The organism is Pseudomonas sp. NY15437 (genome assembly GCF_048068435.1).
Lineage (GTDB): Bacteria > Pseudomonadota > Gammaproteobacteria > Pseudomonadales > Pseudomonadaceae > Pseudomonas > Pseudomonas nitroreducens_B.
Window position 1 is genome coordinate 104,800 of sequence record NZ_JBLUQC010000012.1, and the last position, 23,111, is coordinate 127,910.

Below are 23,111 nucleotides of genomic sequence, written 5' to 3' on the forward strand. Positions count from 1 at the left end.
CCTCACCTTCCCCGCCTCACCTGGAGATACACGGATGAGCCTGACCCTGATTGCCATCATTCGCGCCAAACCCGGCCGCGCCGACAGCCTGCAGGAGCGCCTGCACGGCCTGCTCGCACCGTCCCGCGCCGAGGCCGGCTGCCTGCAGTACGACCTGCACCGCGACCTCAAGGACGCCGACCTGATCTACATGATCGAGCAATGGCGCGACGAGGAGGCCCTGGCCGAGCACGAGGCCACGCCGCATTTCCAGGCCTTCGTGAAGGCCGCCGAAGCGGACCTGGCGGAACTCGACATCCGCCTGATGAACCGCATCGACTGATCGTTTCCACCCCATAGGAACACGCCCATGAAAGCCATCGGCTACACCCAGAGCCTGCCCAGCAGCGACGCCAACTCGCTGATCGACATCCAGCTGCCCGAGCCCACGCCCGGCCCGCGCGACCTGCTGGTGGAAGTCCGCGCCATCTCCGTCAACCCGGTGGACACCAAGGTCCGCCAGCGCGCCCAGCCCGCCGAGGGCCAGTACAAGGTGCTCGGCTGGGACGCCGCCGGCGTGGTCCGCGCGGTGGGCAGCGAGGTCAGCCTGTTCAAGCCCGGCGACAAGGTCTGGTACGCCGGCGACCTGACCCGCCCCGGCAGCAACGCCGAGCTGCAGCGGGTGGACGAGCGCATCGTCGGCCCGATGCCGAAGAGCCTGGACTTCGCCCACGCCGCCGCCCTGCCGCTGACCACCATCACCGCCTGGGAACTGCTGTTCGACCGCCTGCAGGTGGCCGAGGGCCAGGCCAGCGCCGGGCAGAGCCTGCTGATCGTCGGCGCCGCCGGCGGGGTCGGCTCGATCCTGACCCAGCTGGCACGCCAGCTCACCGGCATGACCGTGATCGGCACCGCGTCGCGCCCGGAAACCCAGGAGTGGGTCCGCAACCTCGGCGCGCACCATGTGATCGACCACCGCAAGCCGCTCAGCGAAGAACTCAAGCGCATCGGCGTCGGCGAAGTCACCCACGTGGCCAGCCTGAACCAGACCGAGCAACACCTGCCTGAAATCGTCGCCAGCCTGCGCCCGCAAGGCCGCCTGGCGCTGATCGACGATCCGGACAACCTCGACGTGCGCCTGCTCAAGCAGAAGAGCCTGTCGCTGCACTGGGAGTTCATGTACACCCGCTCGATGTTCCACACCGACGACATGATCGAGCAGCACAACCTGCTGCAGCGCGTGGCCGGGCTGATCGACAGCGGCGTGCTGAAAACCACCCTGGGCGAGCACTTCGGCAAGATCGACGCCGCCAACCTGCGCCGCGCCCATGCGCTGCTGGAAAGCAACACGGCCAAGGGCAAGATCGTGCTGGAAGGGTTCTGACCCGCCGCTGCCTGTAGGAGCGGGCCATGCCCGCGATGGCGCCCACGGGCGCTCCTACCGGGGGCACCTGTGTAGAGGGCCGTTCGCGAGCAAGCTCGCTCCTACGAAGAGCCACGTCGGCGTTTACGGCAAATTGTAGGAGCGAGCTTGCTCGCGAACCCCGGCCCGCTCAGTTGCCGGCCTTGGCCCCCGCCAGCAACCGGCAGAGCTTTTCCGTGGCGTCGAGCATCGCGAAGCTCGGTCTCTCCAGGTTGCGATCCGGCACCACCCAGAGCTGCTTCAGCCGTGTGGCGCGAAGTTGCTGCATGCTGGCCCAGCCCCGCAGCTGGTCGTCACTGGCCGCCAGGATCACCGGCGGGTCGCGCGCCAACACGGCCTCCTGGCCAACCTGAGGCGCCGGCAGGTCGAGATCGGCGAACAGGTTGCGGCCACCGCAAACCTCCAGCGCCTCGCTGATGATCTGCCGCCCACCGACCGTGTACAGCGGGCGATCCCACACCTGGTAGAACACCTTGAGCGGCGGCTCGCGGCGGTACTGCGCGCGCAGCTGCGCCACGCGTGCATCGAAGGCCTGCGCCAGCTCACGGCCCTTCTCCGCCTGGCCCAGGCGCTCGCCCAGTTCGAGCAATTGCCGGGAGATATCCTGCAGATGGTGCGGGTCGGCCACAAAGAGCGGAATGCCGACGCCCTTCAGGCGCTGCAGCTGTGCCTCGGGCACGGCGCCGGGCCAGACCAGCAGCAGGTCGGGTTGCAGGGCGAGGATCTGTTCAAGGTTGACCTGACCGTAGCGACCGACGGACGGCAGGGCCTGCAGGGAATCCGGACGCGGGGCGCCATCCAGAAGGCCGACCAGCCGGTCGGCGGCGCCCAGTTCGAGGACCATGTCGGTGAGCGAGGGCGCCAGGCTGACCACCCGCTCCGCCGCCGCAGCGGGAAGGCCGGCGAGCAGCAGGAGCAGGCAGAGGAGACGGCGCATCAGGCCAGTTGGCGCGGCAGGCGGTACAGCCAGAGGATGATCAGGCTGGCGAAGCCCAGCAGCAGGACCGGCACGCCATGCAGGTCGACCAGCACCGCCAGCGCGCCGATCCAGGCCGGCAGGCTGCCGACCAGCGCACCGCGGCGCTGCGCGCTACCCAGCGCCTGCCAGGCGGCGGGCTCGTCGGCGCCGTCGCGGGCCTTGCCGGTGGCAATCAGCGCATGCTTGTAGCGGCGGAACAGCGGCAGGGTGAGGAACATCGACAGCAGGCCGACGACGAACACCGGCGTGGCGAGGGATTCTGGCCCGGGCGCATCGCCCACCAGCGCCAGCATCAATTGCTGCGGCGCCAGCGCGAGGGCCAGCAGCAGCCACCAGAGCAGGTTCAAGCGGCGCCGGGCGGCGGCGCGGTTCACGACGCGGAGACCTCGGCCTCGGCTTCGCCCTGGTGCATGTTGCCCAGCATGTGGCCCAGCTTGCCGGCCTTGGTCTGCAGGTAGCGCTTGTTGTGCGGGTTCAGGCCCTTCTGCAGCGGTACGCGCTCGGCGACGGTCAGGCCGTAGCCTTCCAGCGCCTTCACCTTGCGCGGGTTGTTGGTCATCAGCTTGAGCGAGCAGACGCCCAGGTGCTGGAGCATCGGCAGGCACATGGCATAGTCGCGCTGGTCGGCGCCAAAGCCCAGAGCCAGGTTGGCTTCCACTGTGTCGGCGCCTTCATCCTGCAGGGCGTAAGCGCGGATCTTGTTGAGCAGGCCGATGCCACGGCCTTCCTGGCGCAGGTACAGCAGCACGCCGCGGCCTTCGTTGGCGATGGCCGAGAGCGCGCCCTCGAGCTGGAAGCCACAGTCGCAGCGCAGGCTGAACAGCGCATCGCCGGTGAGGCACTCGGAATGCAGACGCCCCAGCACCGGCTGGCCGTCGTCGAGCGTGCCCATGGTCAGGGCGACGTGTTCCTTGCCGGTTTCCTCGTCGAGGAAGCCATGCATGGTGAATTCGCCGAAGGGAGTGGGCAGCTTGGAGGCGGCGACGAAAACGACAGACACCGGAAACTCCTGAAAGATTTATCTAAGGAAGGAGGACCGGCATTGTAACAGCAGCACCGGCCGCGCCGTCATTGCGAATTCTGCAAGATAAGCATCGACGCGGTTGATAGAAACCGCGCGGTCATTGCTTGGCCTGGATGTACATGATGCCCTGCTCTTCACGCCAGCCCACGCGGTTGAGGTAACTCATGCCCAGCAGGATGTCGGTGGGGAACTCGCCTTCGAGCACCACCGCCTCGACACCCAGGACCTCGACGCCGCCGAGCTTGACGCTGTTGAGCGTCACCCGCCAGCCCTTGGCCGTGCCGCTGGCGGTAGACGCCATCATCGGCGTGCCGCTGGCGCGGTAGTCCAGGCCAAGGCGGCGGGCCTGGCCTTCGTTCATCGCCACCGAGGTGGCGCCGGTATCCACCAGAAACTGCGCGCTCTGGTTGTTGATGGTGCCCGCCACCCAGTAGTGGCCGCCGGTGCCGCGGGCGATGCTCATCTGGGTGCGCGCGGCCGGCGCGGCATAGCCCTCGGTGTTGTATTCGCGGCTCAGCTCGTAGGTCTGCTCGACGCCACCCACGCGCAGCACCGCCTTGTGGCTGTCGGCGCTGACCACCTGGATGCCTTCCGGCCCCGTCTGCCCGACCTTCACCAGCTTGCGCTGGCCGTCGACGCTGAGTACCGCGGCGCCGGGAAACAGACCGACCACCTGCACCTGGGGCGCCGCCACGGCGGCGAGGGAGCAGAGGGACAGGCAGATCAGGGCAGACAGGCGCATGCGATCACTCCTTGGGCGGCAGCAACGGTTTCAGCGGGGCGTAGGGCCAGTGCCAGCGGGCGAAGAGGCGCTCCAGCTCGCCGCTGCGGTAGAGGGCCTGCATGCGCGAATCGTAGAGTTTCGCCAGCGCACGCCCACGGTCATTGTTGGCGAAACCAAGATACAGCGGAATCGAGCCGACATCGGTGATGCGGTACGCGCTGGCGTCGACACCCGTCGCCGCGATCATCTCCTCCAGCTCCGGCCGCGCATCGATGAAGTAGTCGATGCGGTGGCCGTCGAGCATGGGCAGCGCGGAGCTGCGGCGTTGCAGTTCGTTGCGCTGCTTGAGATGGTCCAGGTAGCGATCGAAGGCGTAGCCGCGCATCCACGCCAGGCGGTAGCGGTCCAGCGTGGCCAGAGTCGGGGCGGCCGACGTCTTCAGGCCCAGCGCGCCGATGGGGTCGACGTCATAGGGCCAGTGCGGATAGATGACGTGGTCGATTTCATTGCGGTAGGAGCCGACCCAGGCGTCCGCTTCGCCGCGCTGCACCAGCCCGACCGAGCGCACGTAAGGTTCGCTGCGCAGGCTCAGGCGGACGCCCGCGGGCTCGTAGATCGCCCGCAGCAGGTCCCAGGCCAGGCCACGGCCGTCGGCCTGGCTGTAGTTGATCCAGACCTCGCTGACCACGCGGATCTCCGCCGGCAGCCCGGCGGGGGTTTCGGCGGCCAGGGCCGAGGGGGTGGAAAGCGCCGGCAGCCAGCACAGGCAGAGGAGCAGGCACAGCAGTCGGCGCATCGCTCGTCCTCAGATCAGCCAGTGGGCCCAACCCCATGTCAGGCCTTGCATCACCAGCCAGGCGAAGACACCGGCCAGCACGTCATCGAGCATGATGCCGACGCCGCCGTGGACGTTGCGGTCGATCCAGCTGATCGGCCAGGGCTTGGCGATGTCGACGATGCGGAACACCACGAAACCCACCAGCAACCACCACCAGCCTTCCGGCACCAGCCAGAGGGTGATCCACATGCCGACCATTTCGTCCCAGACGATGCCTTCATGGTCGTGCACGCGCAGATCGTCGGCGACCTTGCCGCACAGCCAGAAGCCGAACAGCATGGTGACGCCCAGCATCAGCCAGTAACCCCAGTCCGGCAGCATCTGCCACAGTGGTATGAAGGGTAGCGCAACGAGCGAACCCCAGGTGCCTGGCGCCTTGGGCAAGGTGCCCGAGCCGAAGCCGAAGGCCAGGAAGTGCCAGGGATTGCGCCATACCGAATGGGGCACGGGTTGGGCCGGGGCCTGATCGGGGTGTTCTGTCACGGTCACTCCATGAAATGCAGATAGCCGCCCTGACGCGGCGTGATGTCGGCGCCAGCGCCATCGAGCACGCGCACGCCCGAACCGGCTTCCACCCTACCGACCACGCGCAGGGCCGGCCAGTTCGCCGAAAGCGCCGGCAGGTGCTCGGCGGGCAGGGTAAAGGCCAGCACGTAATCGTCGCCGGCGCCCAGCTTGAGTTGCAGCGCGCGTTCCGCGCCGAGCAGGGCGTGCAGCGCCGGGCTTTCCGGCAGCCTGTCGGCCTCCACCACGAGCGCCACGCCGGAGGCGCGGGCGATATGGCCGCAGTCGGCCAGCAGCCCGTCGGAAATATCCAGCGCCGCCGTGGCCTTGCCGCGCAATGCCTGGCCGAAGTCCAGTTGCGGCTGCGGCGACCAGTAGCGCGCCAGCAGCGGCTCGGCAATCCAGGGCTCGGCGCTCATCTCGCCCAGCACCAGCGGCAACGCCCCGCCCGCCTCGCCCAGCGGGCCGCCGACACAGAGCAGGTCGCCCGGTCGGGCGCCGGCGCGGGTCAGCGCCTGCCCGGCGGGCACGCCGCCGAACACGGTGACGGTCATCGCCAGCGGGCCACGGGTGGTATCGCCGCCGATCAGCGCCAGCGCGCATTCCTGCGCCTTCTGGTTCAGACCACGGGCAAACCCCTCCAGCCAGGCCGGGTCGGCCTCGGGCAGGGTCAGGGCGAGGGTGAAGCCGATGGGCGCGGCGCCCATGGCCGCCAGGTCGCTGGCGGACACCGCCAGGGCGCGCTGGCCGAGCAGGAAGGGATCGCAGACGGCCGGGAAATGCACGCCGACGACCAGGGTATCGGTGGAGATTGCCAGCTGTTCGCCGGCCTTGGGCGCAAGGAGCGCACAGTCGTCGCCGATCCCCAAGGCCACTGCCTCGCCGCCGGCCGCACAGGCGGCCGAGGCGAAGTAGCGACGGATCAGCTCGAACTCACCCATGCTCAGAACCGGTCCAGGCTCTGTAGCGAGAGGCCGCCAGCGGAACGAAGAGCAGCGCATGAGTTCCGATCACGGTCTCGCAGTAGGAGCATGGACAGGGTCTCAGCGCTTGGCGCCGCGCAGTTCCGCTGCCCGCAGGCGCGGAGCGAGCTTGTCCAGCACGCCGTTGACGAACTTGTGTCCGTCGGTGGCGCCGAAGGTCTTGGCCAGCTCGATGCCTTCGTTGATGACGACCTTGTACGGCACGTCCAGGCGGTTGCGCAGCTCATAGGTAGCCAGGCGCAGGATGGCCAGTTCCACCGGGTCGATCTCTTCCAGCGGGCGATCCAGGCACGGAGTGAATTCCTCGTCCAGGTCGCTCTTCAGGCGCGGCACGCCGTGCAGGATCTCGTGGAAGTAGGCGCCGTCGACATCGCTGAAATCGTTGTCGGTGCGGAAGGTCGCCTCGATCTCGTTGAGCGGCTGGCCAGCCATCTGCCAGGAGTACAGGGCCTGCACCGCGAGGCTGCGGGCCTTGCGGCGCATGGCGATCTTGTTCGGCTTGGCGGGCTTTGCCGGAGTGCCGCTGTCCTGGCTCACTTGGCCTCCAGCTGCGACAGCAGGCTCACCATTTCCAGGGCGGACAGGGCAGCTTCGGCGCCTTTGTTGCCGGCCTTGGTGCCGGAGCGCTCGATGGCTTGTTCGATGGAGTCGACAGTCAGCACGCCGAAGGCGACCGGCACGCCGAACTGCAGGGAAACCTGCGCCAGACCTTTGGTGCACTCACCGGCTACGTATTCGAAGTGCGGGGTGCCGCCACGGATCACCGCGCCGAGGGCGATGATGGCGTCGAACTCGCCGCGCTGGGCGACTTTCTGCGCCACCAGCGGGATTTCGAAGGCGCCCGGCGCGCGGATCACGGTGATGTCGTCCTGGGCAACGCCGTGGCGCACCAGCGCGTCGATGGCGCCTTCCACCAGGCTTTCCACCACGAAGCTGTTGAAGCGGCCAACCACCAGGGCAAAGCGGCCTTTGGGGGCGATGAAGGTACCTTCGATGGTCTTCAGGGTCATGGGCAAGTCTCACTGTTAAAGAGCCGGAGCGTCAGCGTGGCGCTCCGCAAATAGGGTAGAAGAACGGCGCCGCCGTGCCGGGGCACGGCGGCGAGGTTCATTCGGGGAGTACCGAGTGCGTCGCGCGCAATCAGTGCTGCCCGTCAGCGGGCAGATATTCTACAACTTCCAGGTCGAAACCGGATATCGCGTTGAAGCGCATCGGCGCCGACATCAGGCGCATCTTGCGCACGCCCAGGTCGCGCAGGATCTGCGAACCGGCACCCACGGTGCTGTAGGTGGTGGTCGGCTTCTGCACTGGCGCCGGGGTGTTGGTGATTTCGCGGACATGCGCCAGCAGGTCGTCGCCGCCCACCTGGTGGCCCAGCAGCAGGACCACGCCGGAGCCGGCCTCGGCCACCTTGGCCATGGCCGCGCGCAGGCTCCAGCGGCCCGCCTGGTTGACCATCAGCAGGTCGCGCAGCGGGTCGGGGTTGTGCACGCGCACCAGGGTCGGCTCTTCGGGGCAGACATTGCCCAGGGTCAGCGCCAGGTGCACGTCGCCTTCCACGGAGTCGCGGTAGGTGATCAGGTTGAACTGGCCCAGTTCGGTGTCCAGCTTCTGCTCGGCCAGGCGCTCGACGGTGCGCTCGTGGATCAGGCGGTAGTGGATCAGGTCGGCGATGGTGCCGATCTTGATGTTGTGCTGCTTGGCGAACTCTTCCAGTTCCGGGCGACGGGCCATGGTGCCGTCGTCGTTCATGATCTCGCAGATCACCCCGGACGGCTCGAACCCGGCCATGCGCGCCAGGTCGCAGGCTGCTTCGGTATGGCCGGCGCGAGCCAGCACGCCGCCGGGTTGCGACATCAGCGGGAAGATGTGGCCGGGGCTGACGATGTCGGCGGCGACGGCGTTCTTCGCCGCGGCGGCCTGCACGGTGCGGGCGCGGTCGGCGGCGGAGATGCCGGTGGTGACGCCTTCGGCGGCCTCGATGGAGACGGTGAACTTGGTGCCGAAGCCGGAGCCGTTGCGCTGCACCATCAGCGGGAGCCCTAAGCGCTCGCAGCGCTCGCGGGTCATCGGCATGCAGATCAGGCCACGGGCGAAGCGGGCCATGAAGTTGATGTCTTCGGTGCGGACGCACTCGGAGGCGATGATCAGGTCGCCTTCGTTCTCGCGGTCCTCGTCATCCATGAGGATGACCATCTTGCCCTGACGCATGTCGTCGAGCAGTTCTTCAATGCTGTTGAGTGCCATACGGGGACGAGCCTTATCAGTGTTTCAGAAAGCCGTTTTCGGCCAAGAATGCTTCGGTGATGCCGCCAGCGCCAGCGGCGGGTTCCGCCGCCTTGTCGCCCAGCAGCAGACGCTCCAGGTAGCGCGCCAGCAGGTCCACTTCGAGGTTGACCAGGCGACCACCGCGGTAGTCGGCCATGATGGTCTCCTGCACGGTGTGCGGGACGATGGTCAGCTCGAACTCGGCGCCGTTGACCGCGTTCACCGTCAGGCTGGTGCCGTCCACGGTGATCGAGCCCTTGAGCGCGATGTACTTGGCCAGCTCGCGCGGGGCACGCACGGTGAACTGGATGGCGCGGGCGTTTTCCTCGCGCTTGACGATCTCGCCGACGCCGTCGACGTGGCCGCTGACCAGGTGGCCGCCCAGGCGGGTGGTCGGGGTCAGGGCCTTTTCCAGGTTCACCCGGCTGCCGATCTTGAGCTGGGCGAAGGCGGTGCGCGCCAGGGTCTCGCGACTGACGTCGGCCCAGAAGCCGTCGCCGGGCAGGTCCACCGCCGTCAGGCAGATGCCGTTGACGGCGATGCTGTCGCCGAGCTTGACGTCGGCGAGGTCGAGCTTGCCGGTCTTCACGTACAGGCGTACGTCACCGCCCTTGGGGATGATGGCCGCAATGGTGCCGATGGATTCGATTATGCCGGTGAACATGGGGCCTCCCGCACGGCGAAGGCCGCTGGCCGGCAGGGCCGCGTAGCCAACTGGGAACGATGGTGCATGTGGCGAACTCCTGTTTTGGTTAAAAAACAGGGCGTCTCGATCGAAGGGATTTCACGGGCGTGCGCAGGCACGCCCCGATGGCTCATCCCGTTCTCTCTTCATCCGGACTATTACCGTCGGCCCCGGAATCACACCGGGTCTGCTGACCCTGGCCATCCGGCGAACCGGTCTGGACAGGCGCTCGCGGGCTAGACGCATTGCGCGCCATTACCGCCGGTGGGGACTTGCACCCCGCCCTGAGAACGTCAATCGCGGTCGTTACAGCATCGACCGCGTGTGGCGTTTTACCACAGGCGGGCGCAAGTCGGAAGCTTCCTATTGATCGCTCCGCGCCCGCCGGCAAGCCAGGCACCCAAGCCCCGCCGCGCCATCACAGCGGTCTGGCGGTGACCAGCCAGTCGTCCCCCACCGCACGGATGTCGACGATCTTCAGCTCGCGGGATTCGCTCATCCGCTCCAGCGGCAGCTCCAGCAGCGGGCGCGCGGAGGAGCCGAGCAGCTTGGGCGCCATGAAGATGCTGTATTCGTCCACCAGCCCGAGGCGGGCGAAGGCGCCGGCCAGACGCGGGCCGGCTTCCACCAGCACTTCGTTGATGCCACGGCGGCCGAGTTCGCTCAGCAGCGCCGCCAGGTCGACCTGGCCATCGAGGCCGGCGAGGTTCAGCAGTTCGTGGCCGACCACGGCGTAGTTCGGGTCGTCGCGGGTGCTGACCACCAGGGCAGGGCCAGCCTGGAAGAAGGTGGCGGTCAGCGGCACGCGCAGGCGCCCATCGATCAGCACGCGCCAGGGCTGGCGCTGCGCGGCCAGCCCGGTCTGCTCGGCGTCCAGGCCCAGCTCGGCCGGGCGCACGGTCAGGCGGGCATCGTCGGTCAGCACGGTATCGGCGCCGGAAAGCACCACGCTGGACTGCGCGCGCAGACGCTGCACGGCGCGGCGCGCAGCGGGGCCGGTAATCCACTGGCTTTCGCCGCTGGCCATGGCGGTGCGGCCGTCCAGGCTCATCGCCAGCTTCACGCGGACGAAGGGCAAGCCGGTTTCCATGCGCTTGAGGAAGCCCACGTTCAGCGCGCGGGCTTCGCTCTCCAGCACGCCGGAGCGAACTTCGATACCGGCTTCGGCGATGCGTTTCATGCCGCTGCCGGCGACCTGCGGGTTGGGGTCCTGCATGGCGGCGACCACGCGGGCGAGACCGGCGCCGATCAGCGCGTCGGCACAGGGCGGCGTGCGGCCGAAGTGGCTGCAGGGCTCCAGGGTGACGTAGGCGGTGGCGCCACGAGCCTTGTCGCCGGCCTGGCGCAGGGCGTGGACTTCCGCGTGGGGCTCGCCGGCGCGCACGTGCCAGCCTTCGCCGACCACCTCGCCATCGCGGACGATGACGCAGCCTACACGGGGGTTGGGATGGGTCGTGTACCAGCCCTTGCGCGCCAGCTCAATGGCGCGAGCCATCCAGAACTCGTCCACCTCGCTCATTCCTTGGACGGCTCGCGGGCCAGGCGCTCGATTTCCTCGCGGAACTCGTTGAGGTCCTGGAAGCGGCGGTACACCGAGGCGAAGCGGATATAGGCGACTTCATCGAGCTTCTGCAGCTCGGCCATGACCAGCTCGCCCAGCACCCGCGACTTGATCTCGCGCTCGCCGGTGGCGCGCAGCTTGTGCTTGATGTGGGCCAGCGCCTCCTCCAGCCGCTCAATGCTCACCGGGCGTTTTTCCAGCGCGCGCTGCATGCCGGCGCGCAGCTTGTCTTCGTCGAAGGGCTGGCGGCTGCCGTCCTGCTTGATCAAGCGTGGCATGACCAGCTCGGCGGTCTCGAAGGTGGTGAAACGCTCGCCGCAGGCCAGGCACTCGCGGCGCCGGCGAACCTGGTCGCCCTCGGCGACCAGGCGCGAATCGATGACTTTGGTGTCGTGGGCGCCGCAGAAAGGACAGTGCATGGCGAGTCTTGGGCAGTCTTGTCGGAGGAATAGATAAGAGCCTCATGGTAGCGCATCGCTTGATCGAATAAACCCCGCTCCCACGAGACAAGCCGCAGGCATTAGGCTATACAGGCGCCCGCCTGGAACCTGCCGCGATGGAGTCCGCCATGTTCGCCCGCCTGCTCTGCCTGTCCCTGACCGTACTGCTGGCCGCCTGCGCCAGCGAGAAGCCCGCGCCGGCCACGCCGCCGGCCGCCGTCTCGAAGCGATCGTCATCGCCGCTGGACGCGCCGGTGCCGGCCAATATGCGCGCCCTCACCGGCCAGCTCAGCAGTGCCCAGGGCTTCCTGCCGGCGGGCAGCGAAGTGGAGCTGGCGCTGCTGGTGATCGACCAGCGCGACCGCCCGCAACAGTTGCTGTCCAGCGAGAAGATGATCGCCACCGGCCAGGCCCTGCCGTTCCGCGTGGTGTTCAACCCGCAATCCTTCCCCGCCGGCGCCCGCGTCGAACTGCACGGCCGCGTCTCGCAGTCAGGGCAACTGGCCTGGCGCCTGCCACCGGTACGCATCACCCAGCCGGAAACCCGCGCCCTGGGCGAACTGCGCGTGGAACGCGCGCCGTGACGCCGCCGCTGTCCCTGCAGCGGGCCCTGGGAGAACTGCTGGGCGATGCACGCCTGAGCGCGGAAACCCTGCCCGGCACCGACATCCGCCTCTGGCTGATCGACGCGCAGAACATGGACCGCGCGTTCAGCCCCGACGAAACCCGGCGCATCCTCGAAGAGCCGCCCTACTGGTGCTTCTGCTGGGCCAGCGGCCTGGTGCTGGCGCGCTGGCTGGCGGAACGGCCCGACTGGGTGCACGGCAAGCGCGTGCTGGATTTCGGCGCGGGCTCCGGCATTTCCGCCATTGCCGCGGCCAAGGCCGGCGCCGCCGAAGTGGTGGCCTGCGACCTCGACCCGCTGGCGCTGGACGCCTGCCGCGCCAATGCCGAGCTCAATGGCGTGGAGCTGACCTACTCAGCGGACTTCTTCCAGGAGGAGGACCGCTTCGATCTGATCATCGTCGCCGACGTGCTCTACGACCGCGCCAACCTGCCGCTGCTGGACGAGTTCCTCAGCCGCGGCCGCGAAGCCCTGGTGGCCGACTCGCGGGTCCGCGACTTCAGCCATCCGCTCTACCAGCGCCTGGGAATACTCGACGGCTGCACCTGGCCGGACCTGGCCGAGCCGGCCGAATTCCGCCATGTGAGCCTGTACCACGCGCAACGTGGCTGACCTCGGCGCAGCGGGTGGATCGATCGCGGACGCAGTCCGCTCCTACGCTCAATGCCTGACCGGTGCGCCCCTGTAGGAGCGGGCCATGCCGCGATCGCGTCCATGGGACGCTCCGACAGGGAATGCCGGCGCCAGCGTGTGGGTTGTTTCCGTCAGGCCGCGCCCCCACTTATAGTGGCAACCACCTTCATCGCCCCACTCGATTCGAGACTCCCCATGAGCGATACGCCCTACATCTTCGACGCCAGCATCGCCAACTTCGATCAGGTCGTCATCGAGAACTCCTTCCACAAGCCGGTCCTGGTGGACTTCTGGGCCGACTGGTGCGCGCCGTGCAAGGCGCTGATGCCGCTGCTGGCGCAGATCACCGAGTCCTACCAGGGCGAATTGCTGCTGGCCAAGGTCAACTGCGACGTCGAGCAGGACATCGTGATGCGCTTCGGCATCCGCAGCCTGCCCACCGTGGTGCTGTTCAAGGACGGCCAGCCGGTGGACGGCTTCGCCGGCGCGCAGCCCGAATCGGCGATCCGCCAGATGCTCGAACAGCACGTCCAGCCGCCCGCCCCGGCCGCCGGCAATCCGCTGGAGCTGGCGCAGGCCGCCTTCAACGAGGGCCGCTTCGCCGACGCCGAAGCGCAATTGAAAGCGCTGCTGGGCGAGGACAACACCAACGCCGCTGCGCTGATCCTCTATGCCCGCTGCCTCGCCGAGCGCGGCGAGCTGGGTGAGGCCGAGACCGTGCTCGACGCGGTGAAGAGCGACGACCACAAGCAGGCGCTGGCCGCCGCCAAGGCCCAGCTGACCTTCCTGCGCCAGGCGGCCGACCTGCCCGACGCCGCCGAGCTGAAGACCCGCCTGGCCGCCGACGCCAATGACGACGAAGCCACCTACCAGCTGGCCATCCAGCAACTGGCCCGCCAGCAATACGAGGCGGCGCTGGACGCCCTGCTCAAGCTGTTCGTGCGCAACCGCAGCTACGGCGAGGACCTGCCGCGCAAGACGCTGGTTCAGGTATTCGACCTGCTGGGCAACGACCACCCGCTGGTGATCGCCTACCGCCGCAAGCTGGCGAACGTGTTGTATTGATCGATCCGCCGCCGCGTTCGCGGTGGGCAATCGACATTGTATGAGCGAGCTTGCTCACGAACCAAACCCGCAGCGGGGCTATTCGCGAGCAAGCTCGCTCCTACGAAGAGCCGCGCGGCATTCGGCCAAGACCCAGCGCACGTTGAAACCTGTAGGAGCGAGCTTGCTCGCGAACCGCACTAATCCTCGACCCAGTTGAACACCTGCACGCCCTCGCGCACCTCGATCTTCACCTTCGGGCTGTGCCGCAGGCGCACCAGCAGCCCCTTCGCCGCGCCTGAACTGCCCGCCAGCGCCGCCAGCTCGTCCAGCAGCTGCGGCCCCTCGCTGCTGCCGCTGCGGCGCAGCAGGTCCTGCGCCGCCAGCCACAGCTGATCCACCGGCGCGCCGGCAGCCGCTGGCGGCTCAGCAGCGGCCGCAGGCGCCACGGCGGCAGCCGGCAGGCTTTGCGCCAGCCGCACCCAGTCGGCGTCGTCCATCTCCACGGTGAGGTCCACCGGACAGTCGCCGATGGTGCCCTTGATTCTCAGCATTGCCCTTCTCCTCGCGGCCTTTCGCGCATGCTCCCATGCCATCGGCGCGACGCCAAACGAACGCTAAGCTGGCGTTAATATTTAACCTGTTATAACGTAACAAAATCATTCACCACTCCGGAGTTTCCCCATGCGCCCCCTGCTCCTCGCCGTCGCCCTGCTGCCCATCGCCGCCCACGCCCACGACGAACATGAACACGGGAGCCTCGGCAAGCACGAGCATGGCGTCGCCCAACTCAACGTGGCCCTCGACGGCAAGACCCTGGAGCTGGAGATGGACAGCCCGGCGATGAACTTCGTCGGCTTCGAGCACGCCGCCACCAGCGACGCCGACAAGGCGACCGTCGCGGCCGTGCAGGCGCAGCTCAAGCAGCCGCTGCAACTGCTCGCCCTTCCCGCGTCGGCCAAGTGCGCCGTGCAGTCGGTGGAACTCTCCAGCCCGCTGTTCGGCGACGCGCCCAAGGCCGAGGACGACCATGACCATGAGCACGCAGACGGCGACCACGACGAGCACGAAGGCCATCACCACGCCGACATCGACGCTCATTACCAGTTGACCTGCGCCCAGCCGCAGGACCTGGCCAGCCTCGATTTCGCGCCGCTGTTCAAACGCTTCCCGGCGACCCAGAAGATTCAGGTACAACTGATCGGCCCGAGCGGCCAGCAAGGTGCAGAATTGACCGCCGCCAACCCGACCCTGAACTTCTGATACCGACTCGTTGAAATGACCGCACTGCTCGAACTCGACAACCTCGGTTTCGCCTGGCCCGGCCAGGCGGAGCTGCTGGACATCCCCGCCTTCGCGCTGGCCCGTGGCGAAACCCTGTTCCTCAAGGGCCCCTCCGGCAGTGGCAAGACCACCCTGCTCGGCCTGCTCGGCGGCGTGCAACGCCCGCAGCGTGGCAGCGTGAAGTTGCTGGGCGAGGACATCGCGCAGATGAAGCCGGCGCGCCGCGATCACTTTCGCGTCGACCACACCGGCTACATCTTCCAGCAATTCAACCTGCTGCCGTTCCTCTCGGTGCGCGAGAACGTCGAGCTGCCCTGCCACTTCTCGCGCAGCCGGTCCGAGCGAGCGACGCTGCGCCATGGCAGCGTCGCCAGGGCTGCGGAAACCCTGCTCAGGCACCTGGGCCTGGGCGACGCCACGCTGATCGAGCGCCGCGCCGACAGCCTGTCCATCGGCCAGCAGCAACGCGTTGCCGCCGCCCGCGCACTGATCGGCCAGCCGGAACTGGTGATCGCCGACGAGCCGACCTCGGCCCTGGACTGCGACGCCCGCGAAGCCTTCCTCCAGCTGCTGTTCGCCGAATGCCGCGAGGCCGGCGCCAGCCTGCTGTTCGTCAGCCATGACCAGAGCCTCGCGCCGCTGTTCGACCGCAGCGTCTCCCTCGCCGACCTCAACCGCGCCACCCGCGCCCCGGGAATCTGAGCATGTACCTGTTGCGCCTGGCACTCGCCAGCCTGTCCAACCGCCGCTTCACCGCCTGGCTGACCATCTTCGCCATCGCCCTCTCCGCCTGCCTGCTGCTGGCGGTGGAGCGCGTGCGCACCGAGGCCAAGGCCAGCTTCGCCAGCACCATTTCCGGCACCGACCTGATCGTCGGCGCACGCTCCGGGTCGGTGAACCTGCTGCTCTACTCGGTGTTCCGCATCGGCAACGCCACCAACAACATCCGCTGGGAAAGCTACGAGACGGTCACCCACAGCCCGCTGGTGAAATGGGCGATCCCGATTTCCCTGGGCGACTCGCACCGCGGCTACCGCGTGATGGGCACCGACACGGGCTACTTCGAGCACTATCGCTTCGGCCGCGGGCAGACGCTGGAGTTGGCCGAGGGCCGGCCGTTCGGCCAGGACCTGTTCGACGTGGTGCTCGGCGCGGAGGTCGCGCAGGCACTGCATTACAAGCTCGGCGACAGGATCGTTCTCGCCCATGGCGTCAGCACCATCAGCCTGGTGCAGCACGACGACAAGCCGTTCACCGTGGTCGGCATCCTCAAGCGCACCGGCACGCCGGTGGACCGCACCCTGCACATTTCGCTGCAGGGCATGGAGGCGCTGCACGTCGACTGGAAGAACGGCGTCCCGGCGCGCGGCGCCGACCGCGTCAGCGAGGACCAGGCACGCACCATGGACCTGCAGCCCAAAGCGATCACCGCCTTCCTGCTGGGCCTCAAGAGCAAGGTGGCGACCTTCACCCTGCAGCGGCAGATCAACGAGTACGACGGCGAGCCGCTGATGGCGATCCTCCCGGGCGTGGCGCTGCAGGAGCTGTGGGGGCTGATGGGCACGGCGGAAAAGGCGCTGTTCGTGGTCTCCCTGTTCGTCGTCCTGACCGGCTTGATCGGCATGCTCACGGCAATCCTCACCAGCCTCAACGAGCGCCGCCGCGAAATGGCCATCCTGCGCTCGGTGGGCGCGCGGCCCTGGCACATCTTCAGCCTGCTGGTGGCGGAAGCCTTCGCCCTGGCGCTGGCTGGCGTGGTGCTGGGCGTCGGCCTGCTGTACGCCGGCATCGGCGGCAGCCAGGCCTATGTGCAGGCGAACTACGGCATCTTCCTGCCCCTGGCGCTGCCCAGCGCCTATGAATGGACGCTGCTGGGCGGCATACTCCTGGCCGCGCTGCTGATCGGCTGTGTACCGGCGTGGCGCGCCTATCGGCAGTCGCTGGCCGATGGCTTGTCGATCCGCCTCTGAGCCAGGCCCTTGCGAGGAAGCCCCATGCGTCGCCTGCTGTTTCTGCTGTTGCTCGCCACCAGCGCCACCGTCTGGGCGGCGCCGCGCGAGCTGACCTGGCCCGAGCTGATTCCCGAGGGCGCGCCGCCGCCCCCGCCGCCCGTGCCGCTGCACGATATGTCCAAGCTCTCCGACGTGCTCAATGCGGAGAGCGGCCCGGCGGTGAAGCAGCAGACGCCCCATGCCCCGGTGGTGCAGAAACTCGACGGCCAGGAAGTGAAGATGCCCGGCTACATCGTGCCGCTGGAGGTGGAAGAGGACGGCCAGACCGTACGCGACTTCCTGCTGGTGCCCTACTACGGCGCCTGCATTCACGTGCCGCCGCCGCCGTCCAACCAGATCGTTTATGTTCGAGGCGGCAAGGGCGTAAAAGTCGACGAGCTTTACCAGCCGTTCTGGATCATCGGCACGCTGAGCGTGAAGGCGGTGGAGAGCGACCTCGCCGAGGCCGGCTACCAGATGCAGGCCAGCAGCATCGAACCCTACGAATACACCGGACAGTGAAGGTGCGGCACTTCGCCGCACACCTTGCCCGGGTGCCGTCTGTGGACTTTATTGAGCCAAGTCAAAAGTGCGCTTTTAGTGCTCTCTACTATTCTGAGCACCAACACTTATACCAAAGAGATATTGGAGCTCATCATGCGTAAGTCCTGGCTCACCGCCTCTCTGCTTTCCCTGGCCGTTGCGGCCCCCATCGCCGCCCAGGCCGCTGACATCCGTGGTCACCAGGCTGGCGATTTCCTGGTACGCGGCGGTATTGCCACGGTCGATCCGGACGACAGCAGCGGCAGCCTGAAAGCCAATGGCACCTCGCTGGGCGGCAAAGCCACCGTCGACAGCGACACCCAGCTGGGTCTCACCTTCAGCTACCTGCTCACCGACAAGATCGGCGTCGAGCTGGTCGCTGCCACTCCGTTCAAGCATCAGGTCGACGTCAAAGGCCTGGGTGGCCTGGATGGCAAGCTGGCCGATATCAAGCAACTGCCGCCGACCGTCCTGCTGCAGTACTACCCCATGGGTGGCACCGGCTCCGCCTTCCAGCCCTACGGCGGCCTGGGCGTGAACTACACCACCTTCTTCGACGAAGACCTGACCAGCGCCCGCAAGGACCAGGGCTTCAGCAACCTGAAGCTGCAGGACTCCTGGGGTCTGGCCGCCGAACTGGGTATGGACTACATGCTCAACGAACACGCTTTCGTCAACGCCGCGGTCTGGTACATGGACATCGATACCAAGGCATCCACCAACCTGGATGGCGTCGGCAAAGTGAAAGTCGACGTTGACGTCGATCCGTGGGTTTACATGGTTGGTTTCGGCTACCGTTTCTGACGGAGCAAACAGGAAAAAGGCGCCCAAGGGCGCCTTTTTCACTTTCAGGGAACCGGTATGTACCTCGAACTCAAAGCACTGCACGTCAGCCTGGCGATCATCAGCACCCTGCTCTTCCTGCTGCGCCTGGGGCTGAGCTGGTGGGGCAAGCGCTCCTCGGGCTGGCAACGCGGCCTGCCCCATCTGGTCGACACCCTGCTGCTGCTCAGTGCGCTGGGCCTGGTACACCTGGCCATGCCCTGGCCGCTGCCGGTGTGGCTGCAGGTGAAGATCGGCCTGCTGGTGCTCTACATCGTGCTGGCGGCCTTTGCGCTGCGCAGCGCATCGAAACCGCGCAAGGCCGTGCTCAGTGCGCTGGCGTTGAGTTCGCTGGCCAGCGTCTTCTATCTGGCGGTCAACAAACCCTGGTGGTGATCAACTGCGCCAGGCCCTCGGCCAGGGGCGTCGGCGCATCCAGGTTGTAGCGCGCCAGCAGGCGGCGATTGTCGGCGCGGGAGTGGCGGATGTCGCCGTGGCGCGCCGGCTGGTAGGTAATAGCCGGCAGCCCGCCCGTCAGCTTGCCGATCTCGGCGAGCAGCTGGTTGAGGCTGGTGGACTGGTCGAGGCCGACATTGATCGCCGACTCGGCCACCTCATCCGCCAGCAGCGCCGTCACCAGCAGCTTGACTAGGTCGCCGACATAGATGAAATCGCGGGTCTGCTCTCCATCGCCGAACACGGTGATCGGCAGGCCCTGCTCGGCGCGCCGGGCAAAGATGCTGATCACCCCGGAATACGGCGAGGACGGATCCTGGCGCGGGCCGTAGACGTTGAAGAAGCGGAAGATCGCTGGCTCCAGGCCATGCTCGCGGCGATAGAAATCGAGGTAGTACTCGCTGGCCAACTTGTCCGCGGCATAGGGCGTCAACGGAGCCTTGACCACGTCCTCGTCGATGGCGGTGCCTTCGCCGTTCTGCCCGTAGACCGCCGCGCTGGAGGCGAACAACACCCGCTGGATGCCCTCCTGACGCATGGCCTCGCAGAGGTTCAGGGTGCCGATGAAGTTGGCGCGGTGGGTGCCCACCGGGTCTTCCACCGAGGCCTGCACCGAGGCAATGGCCGCCAGGTGCACGACGCCCTGGCAACCGTGCAGTGCGCCGCGCAGCGCGGCTTCATCGGCGACATTGCCGACGATCAGCTCGACGCGGGGGGCGAGGTTCTCGCGCTTGCCGGTGGACAGGTCGTCCAGTACGCGCACGGCAAAACCCTGCGCCAGCAGCGCGTCCGCCAGATGGGAACCGATGAACCCCGCACCGCCGGTGATGAGGATGGGCTGCGCGGAGGGGGATAGACGATCAGACATGGCGGTAGTAACGGTCCAGCAGGGCGGGCAGGCCGGCGCGCCAGGCGCGCGGCTTGATACCGAAGGTATGGAGGATCTTCTTGCAGGCGAGCACCGCATGTTGCGGTTCGTCGCCGGCGTCCGGGCGCGCGGCGTGGGCCTGCGGGCTCGGCTCCTGAACGGCCAGGGTATGGAAGGCGCGGGCTTCGCCGAGCACCACCTGGCCCAGGGACAGGGTGGTGGTGGCTTCCAGGCCGCCGTAGTGATACGTGCCCCACAGCGGCGCCTGGCAGTCGAGCTGCTTGAGCACGGACAGGATCACCCGCGCGGCGTCGTCCACCGGGGTCGGGTTGCCGCGCCGGTCATCGGCGAGGAACAGCACCTGCTCCTTCTCGGCGCGCTCGAGGAAGCGGCCGAGCACGCCGTCGGCGCTGTCGTCCAGCAACCAGCCGAAACGCAGCAGCACGTGCCGCGGGCAGGTCGCCCGCACCCACTGCTCCATGCGCCACAACGCCTGGCCACGCGGGCCCAGCGGCAGCGGCTCGTCCTTCTCGCTGTAGGCGGTGGCGCGGGCGCCATCGAACACGCGGTAGCTGGACGGCTGGATCAGCAGGATCTCATGGTGCTGGCACAGCTCGGCCAGACGCTCCACCGCGCGCTCCTGGCTGGTCAGGCGGGCGGCGTCGACCGACTCGGCCTGGAACCAGTCGTAGTAATAGGCGAGGTTGATCACCGCGTCGGGGCGGGTTTCGTCCAGCAGGACGGTAAGACTGGACGCGTCCCAGCCCTGTTCGGGCGGCCGGGGAGCGAGGAAGCCGATGTCTTCCTCGGCGCCAAGGCGGATCAGCGCCTGTCCAAGGGCATTACCGCCACCCAACAGCATCAGGCGCATGCGCATATTCGGGGGGTCACTCGAATCCGTGGGTTACCGCCGGCGCGCACGGCGCCGGGGATGATGCCCGCATTTTTCCTGCGCCCCGGCACAGCGTCAAGCTTGGCCGACCCGCTGCAGCCCTGGACGCACGAAGCGGTGACCCGCTAGGTGCGTCGGCGGAACAGCGGACGCGGCTCGATCGCCGAGCGGCCGTAGAGCACGCTCAGGCCCGCCAGACCCTTCAGCGCGTCCTCCACGGACTTGTCCTCGCGCACCGCAAAGGCGTCGAAACCGCACTGGCGCAGGTGGGCCAACTGGTCGCGCAGCACATCGCCCACCGCACGCAACTCGCCGCACCAGCCCAGGCGGCTGCGCAGCAGATAGGCCAGGCTGTAGCCGCGGCCATCGCGGAAGCTGGGGAAGTCGATGGCGATCAGGGGCAACGGGGCCATCAGCCCCTCCAGTTGGTAAGGATCATCATCCGGCGATAACCAGACGCCATGCTTTTGTAGGAGCGAGCTTGCTCGCGAATCGCCCGGCTGCGCAGTTGCCGGGGAGTTCTGTTCGCGAGCAATAACGATGGCGTCCCCCTCACTCCTACAGGGAGCACCAGCCAGCCACTCCTTCAGCGGCAGGATCAGGTGACCGGCCGGAAGTTCGTCCGGCACCTCGCGCAGCAGCTGCCAGGGATCGTCCGCTGCCACCTCTGCCACACACTCGCGCAGGCGAATCACATTCTTCATGCCGGCACCTCCGCCTGGCGATAGACCCGCGCCTTGAAGGGCTCCAGACCGATGCGCTCCACCGTCTCGACGAAGCGCTCGCCGGCGCCGCGCTGTTCCACGTAGGTCTGCACCAGCGCCTCGATCACGTCCGGCACCTCGGCGGCGCTGAACGACGGGCCGATCACCTTGCCCAGCGCACTCTTCGCGCCCTGCGCGCCGCCCAGGGTGATCTGGTACCACTCGCTGCCATTCTTATCGACGCCGAGGATGCCGATGTTGCCGATGTGGTGGTGGCCGCAGGCGTTCATGCAGCCGGAGATGTTCAGGCTGAGTTCGCCCAGGTCGTGCAGGTAGTCCAGGTCCTCGAAGCGCTGCTGGATGCCCTGGGCAATGGGGATCGACTTGGCGTTGGCCAGGGCGCAGAAGTCGCCGCCGGGGCAGGCGATGATGTCGGTCAGCAGCCCCTGGTTCGGCGTGCCCAGCCCCGCGGCGCAGGCCTCGCGCCAGAGGGCGTGGAGGTCGGACTCGCGCACGTCCGGCAGCACCAGGTTCTGCTCGTGGGCCACGCGGATCTCGCCGAAGCCGAAGCGCTCGGCCCAGTCGGCCACGCACTCCATCTGTTCGGCGGTGACGTCTCCCGGCGGCGCCTCGGCGCCCGGCTTGGTGGACAGCACCACGCTGGCATACCCCGGCACGCGGTGCGGGCGCACGTTGCGCGAGGCCCAGCGGGCAAACGCCGCGTCGGCGGCCAGCGCGCAGCCGTAGGCCAGCTCGTCGGATGGGGCATAGACCGGAGGCTCGAAGGCGGCGGCGACCCGCTCGTATTCGTCCCGCGTCAGTTGCGCCTCGCCATCGCGCAGGTGCTGCCACTCCTCCTCCACCTCGCGGGAGAACGCCTCGATGCCCAGCGCCTTCGCCAGGATCTTGATCCGCGCCTTGTACTTGTTGTCCCGCCGGCCGTGGCGGTTGTACACGCGCAGGATGGCTTCGACATAGGACAGCAGGTGTTGCCAGGGCAGGTCGTCGCGGATCACCTGACCGAGCATCGGCGTGCGCCCGAGCCCGCCGCCCACCAGTACCTTCAGGCGCAACTCGCCGTCCTCGGCGCGGCGCAGGTAGAGGCCGATGTCATGCATCATCACCGCCGCGCGGTCTTCCTCGGCGGCGCAGAGGGCGATCTTGAACTTGCGCGGCAGGAAGAGGAATTCGGGGTTCACCGTCGACCATTGGCGGAGGATTTCCGCCAGCGGCCGCGGGTCGAGGAACTCGTCGGCGGCGACGCCGGCGAAAGCTTCGGTGGTGATGTTGCGCACACAGTTGCCGGAGGTCTGGATGGCGTGCATCTCGACATCCGCCAGGCGCTCGAGGATGTCCGGCACGCGCGCCAGCTCCACCCAGTTGAACTGGATGTTCTGCCGCGTGGTGAAGTGGCCGTAGCCGCGGTCGTGCTCGCGGGCGATCCAGGCCAGGGTGCGCATCTGCACGCTGGACAGGGTGCCGTAGGGGATCGCCACCCGCAGCATGTAGGCGTGCTTCTGCAGGTACAGGCCGTTCTGCAGGCGCAGCGGCAGGAATTCCTCCTCGCTCAACTCGTCGCTCAGGCGCCGCTGCACCTGGTCGCGGAACTGCGCCACCCGTTCGCGCACCAACGCGCGGTCGTAATCATCGTATCGGTACATCGCCAGGCCACCTTCGGCACGTTGCGTAGCGGCCTGCTTCTGTCGTCGAGCGCGCTACTTCAGGGTTGACCGAACTATGGCCGGGGCCTGCTGTGCAAAACAGCGGCAGATCGCGCGGGAAAAACCGGATCAGATATGGCCCGGCCCTGCTGTGGCGGGCCTGCGACCGGTTGCCGCAAC

Annotated in this window: 29 protein-coding genes and 1 riboswitch; of the genes, 11 read left to right on the forward strand and 18 right to left on the reverse strand. The window is 67.8% G+C overall.

Annotated elements, in window-relative coordinates; translation table 11 throughout:
- The first annotated feature begins 34 nt into the window (after window positions 1-34).
- A complete protein-coding gene (locus ACNFIA_RS23810; RefSeq protein ID WP_259759091.1) occupies window positions 35-322 on the forward strand; it encodes a putative quinol monooxygenase in 288 nt (95 codons plus the stop codon).
- 27 nt (window positions 323-349) lie between these two features.
- On the forward strand, window positions 350-1,363 hold the full coding sequence (locus tag ACNFIA_RS23815; protein WP_416789247.1) for a zinc-binding alcohol dehydrogenase family protein: 1,014 nt from the start codon (window positions 350-352) through the stop codon (window positions 1,361-1,363).
- Window positions 1,364-1,532: 169 nt separating this feature from the next.
- On the opposite strand, the gene ACNFIA_RS23820 is transcribed toward ACNFIA_RS23815, so the two are convergent.
- The 13 genes from ACNFIA_RS23820 to nrdR all read right to left on the reverse strand — a co-directional run bounded on the left by ACNFIA_RS23820 (window position 1,533) and on the right by nrdR (window position 11,387).
- Window positions 1,533-2,339, reverse strand: coding sequence for a cobalamin-binding protein (locus ACNFIA_RS23820; protein ID WP_416789250.1), 807 nt, complete (start codon window positions 2,337-2,339; stop codon window positions 1,533-1,535).
- Window positions 2,339-2,755, reverse strand: a complete 417-nt coding sequence (locus tag ACNFIA_RS23825; protein ID WP_416789253.1) for an MFS transporter — start codon at window positions 2,753-2,755, stop codon at window positions 2,339-2,341. Before ACNFIA_RS23825 ends, ACNFIA_RS23820 begins: the two co-directional genes overlap by 1 nt.
- Complete coding sequence (gene ribA, locus ACNFIA_RS23830; RefSeq protein WP_259759087.1) at window positions 2,752-3,381, reverse strand: GTP cyclohydrolase II; 630 nt, start codon at window positions 3,379-3,381, stop codon at window positions 2,752-2,754. Before ribA ends, ACNFIA_RS23825 begins: the two co-directional genes overlap by 4 nt.
- 121 nt (window positions 3,382-3,502) lie before the next feature.
- Complete coding sequence (locus ACNFIA_RS23835; RefSeq protein ID WP_259759086.1) at window positions 3,503-4,147, reverse strand: retropepsin-like aspartic protease family protein; 645 nt, start codon at window positions 4,145-4,147, stop codon at window positions 3,503-3,505.
- Between the two features lie 4 nt (window positions 4,148-4,151).
- The gene (locus ACNFIA_RS23840; protein ID WP_259759085.1) at window positions 4,152-4,925 is read right to left on the reverse strand and encodes a substrate-binding periplasmic protein; all 774 of its coding nucleotides are present in this window, start codon (window positions 4,923-4,925) and stop codon (window positions 4,152-4,154) included.
- Between the two features lie 9 nt (window positions 4,926-4,934).
- The gene (locus tag ACNFIA_RS23845; RefSeq protein ID WP_259759084.1) at window positions 4,935-5,450 is read right to left on the reverse strand and encodes a phosphatidylglycerophosphatase A; all 516 of its coding nucleotides are present in this window, start codon (window positions 5,448-5,450) and stop codon (window positions 4,935-4,937) included.
- Window positions 5,451-5,452: 2 nt separating this feature from the next.
- A complete protein-coding gene (thiL, locus tag ACNFIA_RS23850; RefSeq protein ID WP_416789259.1) occupies window positions 5,453-6,412 on the reverse strand; it encodes a thiamine-phosphate kinase in 960 nt (319 codons plus the stop codon).
- A gap of 102 nt (window positions 6,413-6,514) precedes the next feature.
- Entirely contained in the window at window positions 6,515-6,937 is a 423-nt protein-coding gene (gene nusB / locus ACNFIA_RS23855) for a transcription antitermination factor NusB (RefSeq protein WP_416789394.1), read from the reverse strand.
- Window positions 6,938-6,987: 50 nt separating this feature from the next.
- Complete coding sequence (gene ribE / locus ACNFIA_RS23860; RefSeq protein ID WP_259759082.1) at window positions 6,988-7,464, reverse strand: 6,7-dimethyl-8-ribityllumazine synthase; 477 nt, start codon at window positions 7,462-7,464, stop codon at window positions 6,988-6,990.
- 130 nt (window positions 7,465-7,594) lie between these two features.
- Window positions 7,595-8,701: a bifunctional 3,4-dihydroxy-2-butanone-4-phosphate synthase/GTP cyclohydrolase II gene (ribBA, locus tag ACNFIA_RS23865; protein WP_259759081.1), complete on the reverse strand. Its 1,107-nt coding sequence runs from the start codon at window positions 8,699-8,701 to the stop codon at window positions 7,595-7,597.
- A gap of 16 nt (window positions 8,702-8,717) precedes the next feature.
- Window positions 8,718-9,386, reverse strand: a complete 669-nt coding sequence (locus ACNFIA_RS23870; protein WP_416789263.1) for a riboflavin synthase — start codon at window positions 9,384-9,386, stop codon at window positions 8,718-8,720.
- Between the two features lie 154 nt (window positions 9,387-9,540).
- A riboswitch (FMN riboswitch) is annotated at window positions 9,541-9,703 on the reverse strand.
- Between the two features lie 122 nt (window positions 9,704-9,825).
- Window positions 9,826-10,926: a bifunctional diaminohydroxyphosphoribosylaminopyrimidine deaminase/5-amino-6-(5-phosphoribosylamino)uracil reductase RibD gene (ribD, locus tag ACNFIA_RS23875; protein ID WP_416789265.1), complete on the reverse strand. Its 1,101-nt coding sequence runs from the start codon at window positions 10,924-10,926 to the stop codon at window positions 9,826-9,828.
- Window positions 10,923-11,387, reverse strand: a complete 465-nt coding sequence (gene nrdR / locus ACNFIA_RS23880; protein WP_259759078.1) for a transcriptional regulator NrdR — start codon at window positions 11,385-11,387, stop codon at window positions 10,923-10,925. The genes ribD and nrdR overlap by 4 nt, the downstream gene beginning before the upstream one ends.
- 149 nt (window positions 11,388-11,536) lie before the next feature.
- Between nrdR and ACNFIA_RS23885 the strand changes: the two genes are divergently transcribed.
- The 3 genes from ACNFIA_RS23885 (at window position 11,537) to trxA (ending at window position 13,731) form a co-directional block, all read left to right on the forward strand.
- On the forward strand, window positions 11,537-11,992 hold the full coding sequence (locus ACNFIA_RS23885) for a YbaY family lipoprotein (RefSeq protein ID WP_416789268.1): 456 nt from the start codon (window positions 11,537-11,539) through the stop codon (window positions 11,990-11,992).
- The gene (locus tag ACNFIA_RS23890) at window positions 11,989-12,645 is read left to right on the forward strand and encodes a class I SAM-dependent methyltransferase (protein WP_416789270.1); all 657 of its coding nucleotides are present in this window, start codon (window positions 11,989-11,991) and stop codon (window positions 12,643-12,645) included. The genes ACNFIA_RS23885 and ACNFIA_RS23890 overlap by 4 nt, the downstream gene beginning before the upstream one ends.
- A 216-nt stretch (window positions 12,646-12,861) precedes the next feature.
- Window positions 12,862-13,731 (forward strand): thioredoxin, encoded by an 870-nt coding sequence (gene trxA / locus ACNFIA_RS23895; protein WP_416789272.1) that lies wholly within the window; start codon window positions 12,862-12,864, stop codon window positions 13,729-13,731.
- A gap of 179 nt (window positions 13,732-13,910) precedes the next feature.
- On the opposite strand, the gene ACNFIA_RS23900 is transcribed toward trxA, so the two are convergent.
- On the reverse strand, window positions 13,911-14,264 hold the full coding sequence (locus tag ACNFIA_RS23900) for a hypothetical protein (RefSeq protein ID WP_416789275.1): 354 nt from the start codon (window positions 14,262-14,264) through the stop codon (window positions 13,911-13,913).
- 130 nt (window positions 14,265-14,394) lie between these two features.
- On the opposite strand from ACNFIA_RS23900, the gene ACNFIA_RS23905 reads away from it, so the two are divergent.
- The 6 genes from ACNFIA_RS23905 (at window position 14,395) to ACNFIA_RS23930 (ending at window position 18,746) form a co-directional block, all read left to right on the forward strand.
- Complete coding sequence (locus ACNFIA_RS23905) at window positions 14,395-14,973, forward strand: DUF2796 domain-containing protein (RefSeq protein WP_259759073.1); 579 nt, start codon at window positions 14,395-14,397, stop codon at window positions 14,971-14,973.
- Between the two features lie 15 nt (window positions 14,974-14,988).
- The gene (locus ACNFIA_RS23910) at window positions 14,989-15,696 is read left to right on the forward strand and encodes an ABC transporter ATP-binding protein (protein WP_416789277.1); all 708 of its coding nucleotides are present in this window, start codon (window positions 14,989-14,991) and stop codon (window positions 15,694-15,696) included.
- Window positions 15,697-15,698: 2 nt separating this feature from the next.
- Entirely contained in the window at window positions 15,699-16,964 is a 1,266-nt protein-coding gene (locus tag ACNFIA_RS23915; protein ID WP_259759071.1) for an ABC transporter permease, read from the forward strand.
- Window positions 16,965-16,988: 24 nt separating this feature from the next.
- The gene (locus ACNFIA_RS23920) at window positions 16,989-17,507 is read left to right on the forward strand and encodes a DUF3299 domain-containing protein (RefSeq protein WP_259759070.1); all 519 of its coding nucleotides are present in this window, start codon (window positions 16,989-16,991) and stop codon (window positions 17,505-17,507) included.
- Between the two features lie 135 nt (window positions 17,508-17,642).
- Window positions 17,643-18,332 (forward strand): OmpW/AlkL family protein, encoded by a 690-nt coding sequence (locus tag ACNFIA_RS23925; protein WP_416789281.1) that lies wholly within the window; start codon window positions 17,643-17,645, stop codon window positions 18,330-18,332.
- 57 nt (window positions 18,333-18,389) lie between these two features.
- Window positions 18,390-18,746: a SirB2 family protein gene (locus ACNFIA_RS23930; protein ID WP_416789283.1), complete on the forward strand. Its 357-nt coding sequence runs from the start codon at window positions 18,390-18,392 to the stop codon at window positions 18,744-18,746.
- Here ACNFIA_RS23930 and ACNFIA_RS23935 read toward each other — a convergent pair.
- The 4 genes from ACNFIA_RS23935 to ACNFIA_RS23950 form a co-directional block, all read right to left on the reverse strand.
- Window positions 18,727-19,674 (reverse strand): NAD-dependent epimerase/dehydratase family protein, encoded by a 948-nt coding sequence (locus ACNFIA_RS23935; RefSeq protein WP_416789286.1) that lies wholly within the window; start codon window positions 19,672-19,674, stop codon window positions 18,727-18,729. The two genes, ACNFIA_RS23930 and ACNFIA_RS23935, sit on opposite strands and share 20 nt — an antisense overlap.
- Window positions 19,667-20,551 (reverse strand): NAD(P)-dependent oxidoreductase, encoded by an 885-nt coding sequence (locus ACNFIA_RS23940; protein WP_259759066.1) that lies wholly within the window; start codon window positions 20,549-20,551, stop codon window positions 19,667-19,669. The genes ACNFIA_RS23935 and ACNFIA_RS23940 overlap by 8 nt, the downstream gene beginning before the upstream one ends.
- A gap of 140 nt (window positions 20,552-20,691) precedes the next feature.
- A complete protein-coding gene (locus ACNFIA_RS23945) occupies window positions 20,692-21,270 on the reverse strand; it encodes a DUF934 domain-containing protein (RefSeq protein ID WP_416789289.1) in 579 nt (192 codons plus the stop codon).
- Entirely contained in the window at window positions 21,267-22,931 is a 1,665-nt protein-coding gene (locus tag ACNFIA_RS23950; RefSeq protein WP_416789292.1) for a nitrite/sulfite reductase, read from the reverse strand. Before ACNFIA_RS23950 ends, ACNFIA_RS23945 begins: the two co-directional genes overlap by 4 nt.
- Between the last annotated feature and the right edge of the window lie 180 nt (window positions 22,932-23,111).

What these genes read in the sequence shown, in the direction of transcription:
- ACNFIA_RS23815 (WP_416789247.1), top strand. Translation starts at nt 350, where the DNA reads ATGAAAGCCATCGGCTACACCCAGAGCCTGCCCAGCAGCGACGCCAAC.
- ACNFIA_RS23910 (WP_416789277.1), top strand. Translation starts at nt 14,989, where the DNA reads ATGACCGCACTGCTCGAACTCGACAACCTCGGTTTCGCCTGGCCCGGC.
- ACNFIA_RS23915 (WP_259759071.1), top strand. Translation starts at nt 15,699, where the DNA reads ATGTACCTGTTGCGCCTGGCACTCGCCAGCCTGTCCAACCGCCGCTTC.
- ribBA (WP_259759081.1), bottom strand. Translation starts at nt 8,701, where the DNA reads ATGGCACTCAACAGCATTGAAGAACTGCTCGACGACATGCGTCAGGGC.
- ACNFIA_RS23930 (WP_416789283.1), top strand. Translation starts at nt 18,390, where the DNA reads ATGTACCTCGAACTCAAAGCACTGCACGTCAGCCTGGCGATCATCAGC.
- trxA (WP_416789272.1), top strand. Translation starts at nt 12,862, where the DNA reads ATGAGCGATACGCCCTACATCTTCGACGCCAGCATCGCCAACTTCGAT.
- ribD (WP_416789265.1), bottom strand. Translation starts at nt 10,926, where the DNA reads ATGAGCGAGGTGGACGAGTTCTGGATGGCTCGCGCCATTGAGCTGGCG.
- nusB (WP_416789394.1), bottom strand. Translation starts at nt 6,937, where the DNA reads ATGCGCCGCAAGGCCCGCAGCCTCGCGGTGCAGGCCCTGTACTCCTGG.
- ACNFIA_RS23840 (WP_259759085.1), bottom strand. Translation starts at nt 4,925, where the DNA reads ATGCGCCGACTGCTGTGCCTGCTCCTCTGCCTGTGCTGGCTGCCGGCG.
- ACNFIA_RS23935 (WP_416789286.1), bottom strand. Translation starts at nt 19,674, where the DNA reads ATGTCTGATCGTCTATCCCCCTCCGCGCAGCCCATCCTCATCACCGGC.
- ACNFIA_RS23920 (WP_259759070.1), top strand. Translation starts at nt 16,989, where the DNA reads ATGCGTCGCCTGCTGTTTCTGCTGTTGCTCGCCACCAGCGCCACCGTC.
- ACNFIA_RS23925 (WP_416789281.1), top strand. Translation starts at nt 17,643, where the DNA reads ATGCGTAAGTCCTGGCTCACCGCCTCTCTGCTTTCCCTGGCCGTTGCG.
- ribE (WP_259759082.1), bottom strand. Translation starts at nt 7,464, where the DNA reads ATGACCCTGAAGACCATCGAAGGTACCTTCATCGCCCCCAAAGGCCGC.
- ACNFIA_RS23945 (WP_416789289.1), bottom strand. Translation starts at nt 21,270, where the DNA reads ATGAAGAATGTGATTCGCCTGCGCGAGTGTGTGGCAGAGGTGGCAGCG.
- ACNFIA_RS23835 (WP_259759086.1), bottom strand. Translation starts at nt 4,147, where the DNA reads ATGCGCCTGTCTGCCCTGATCTGCCTGTCCCTCTGCTCCCTCGCCGCC.
- ACNFIA_RS23810 (WP_259759091.1), top strand. Translation starts at nt 35, where the DNA reads ATGAGCCTGACCCTGATTGCCATCATTCGCGCCAAACCCGGCCGCGCC.
- ACNFIA_RS23870 (WP_416789263.1), bottom strand. Translation starts at nt 9,386, where the DNA reads ATGTTCACCGGCATAATCGAATCCATCGGCACCATTGCGGCCATCATC.
- ACNFIA_RS23885 (WP_416789268.1), top strand. Translation starts at nt 11,537, where the DNA reads ATGTTCGCCCGCCTGCTCTGCCTGTCCCTGACCGTACTGCTGGCCGCC.
- nrdR (WP_259759078.1), bottom strand. Translation starts at nt 11,387, where the DNA reads ATGCACTGTCCTTTCTGCGGCGCCCACGACACCAAAGTCATCGATTCG.
- ACNFIA_RS23950 (WP_416789292.1), bottom strand. Translation starts at nt 22,931, where the DNA reads ATGTACCGATACGATGATTACGACCGCGCGTTGGTGCGCGAACGGGTG.
- ACNFIA_RS23820 (WP_416789250.1), bottom strand. Translation starts at nt 2,339, where the DNA reads ATGCGCCGTCTCCTCTGCCTGCTCCTGCTGCTCGCCGGCCTTCCCGCT.
- ACNFIA_RS23940 (WP_259759066.1), bottom strand. Translation starts at nt 20,551, where the DNA reads ATGCGCATGCGCCTGATGCTGTTGGGTGGCGGTAATGCCCTTGGACAG.
- ACNFIA_RS23900 (WP_416789275.1), bottom strand. Translation starts at nt 14,264, where the DNA reads ATGCTGAGAATCAAGGGCACCATCGGCGACTGTCCGGTGGACCTCACC.
- thiL (WP_416789259.1), bottom strand. Translation starts at nt 6,412, where the DNA reads ATGGGTGAGTTCGAGCTGATCCGTCGCTACTTCGCCTCGGCCGCCTGT.
- ACNFIA_RS23905 (WP_259759073.1), top strand. Translation starts at nt 14,395, where the DNA reads ATGCGCCCCCTGCTCCTCGCCGTCGCCCTGCTGCCCATCGCCGCCCAC.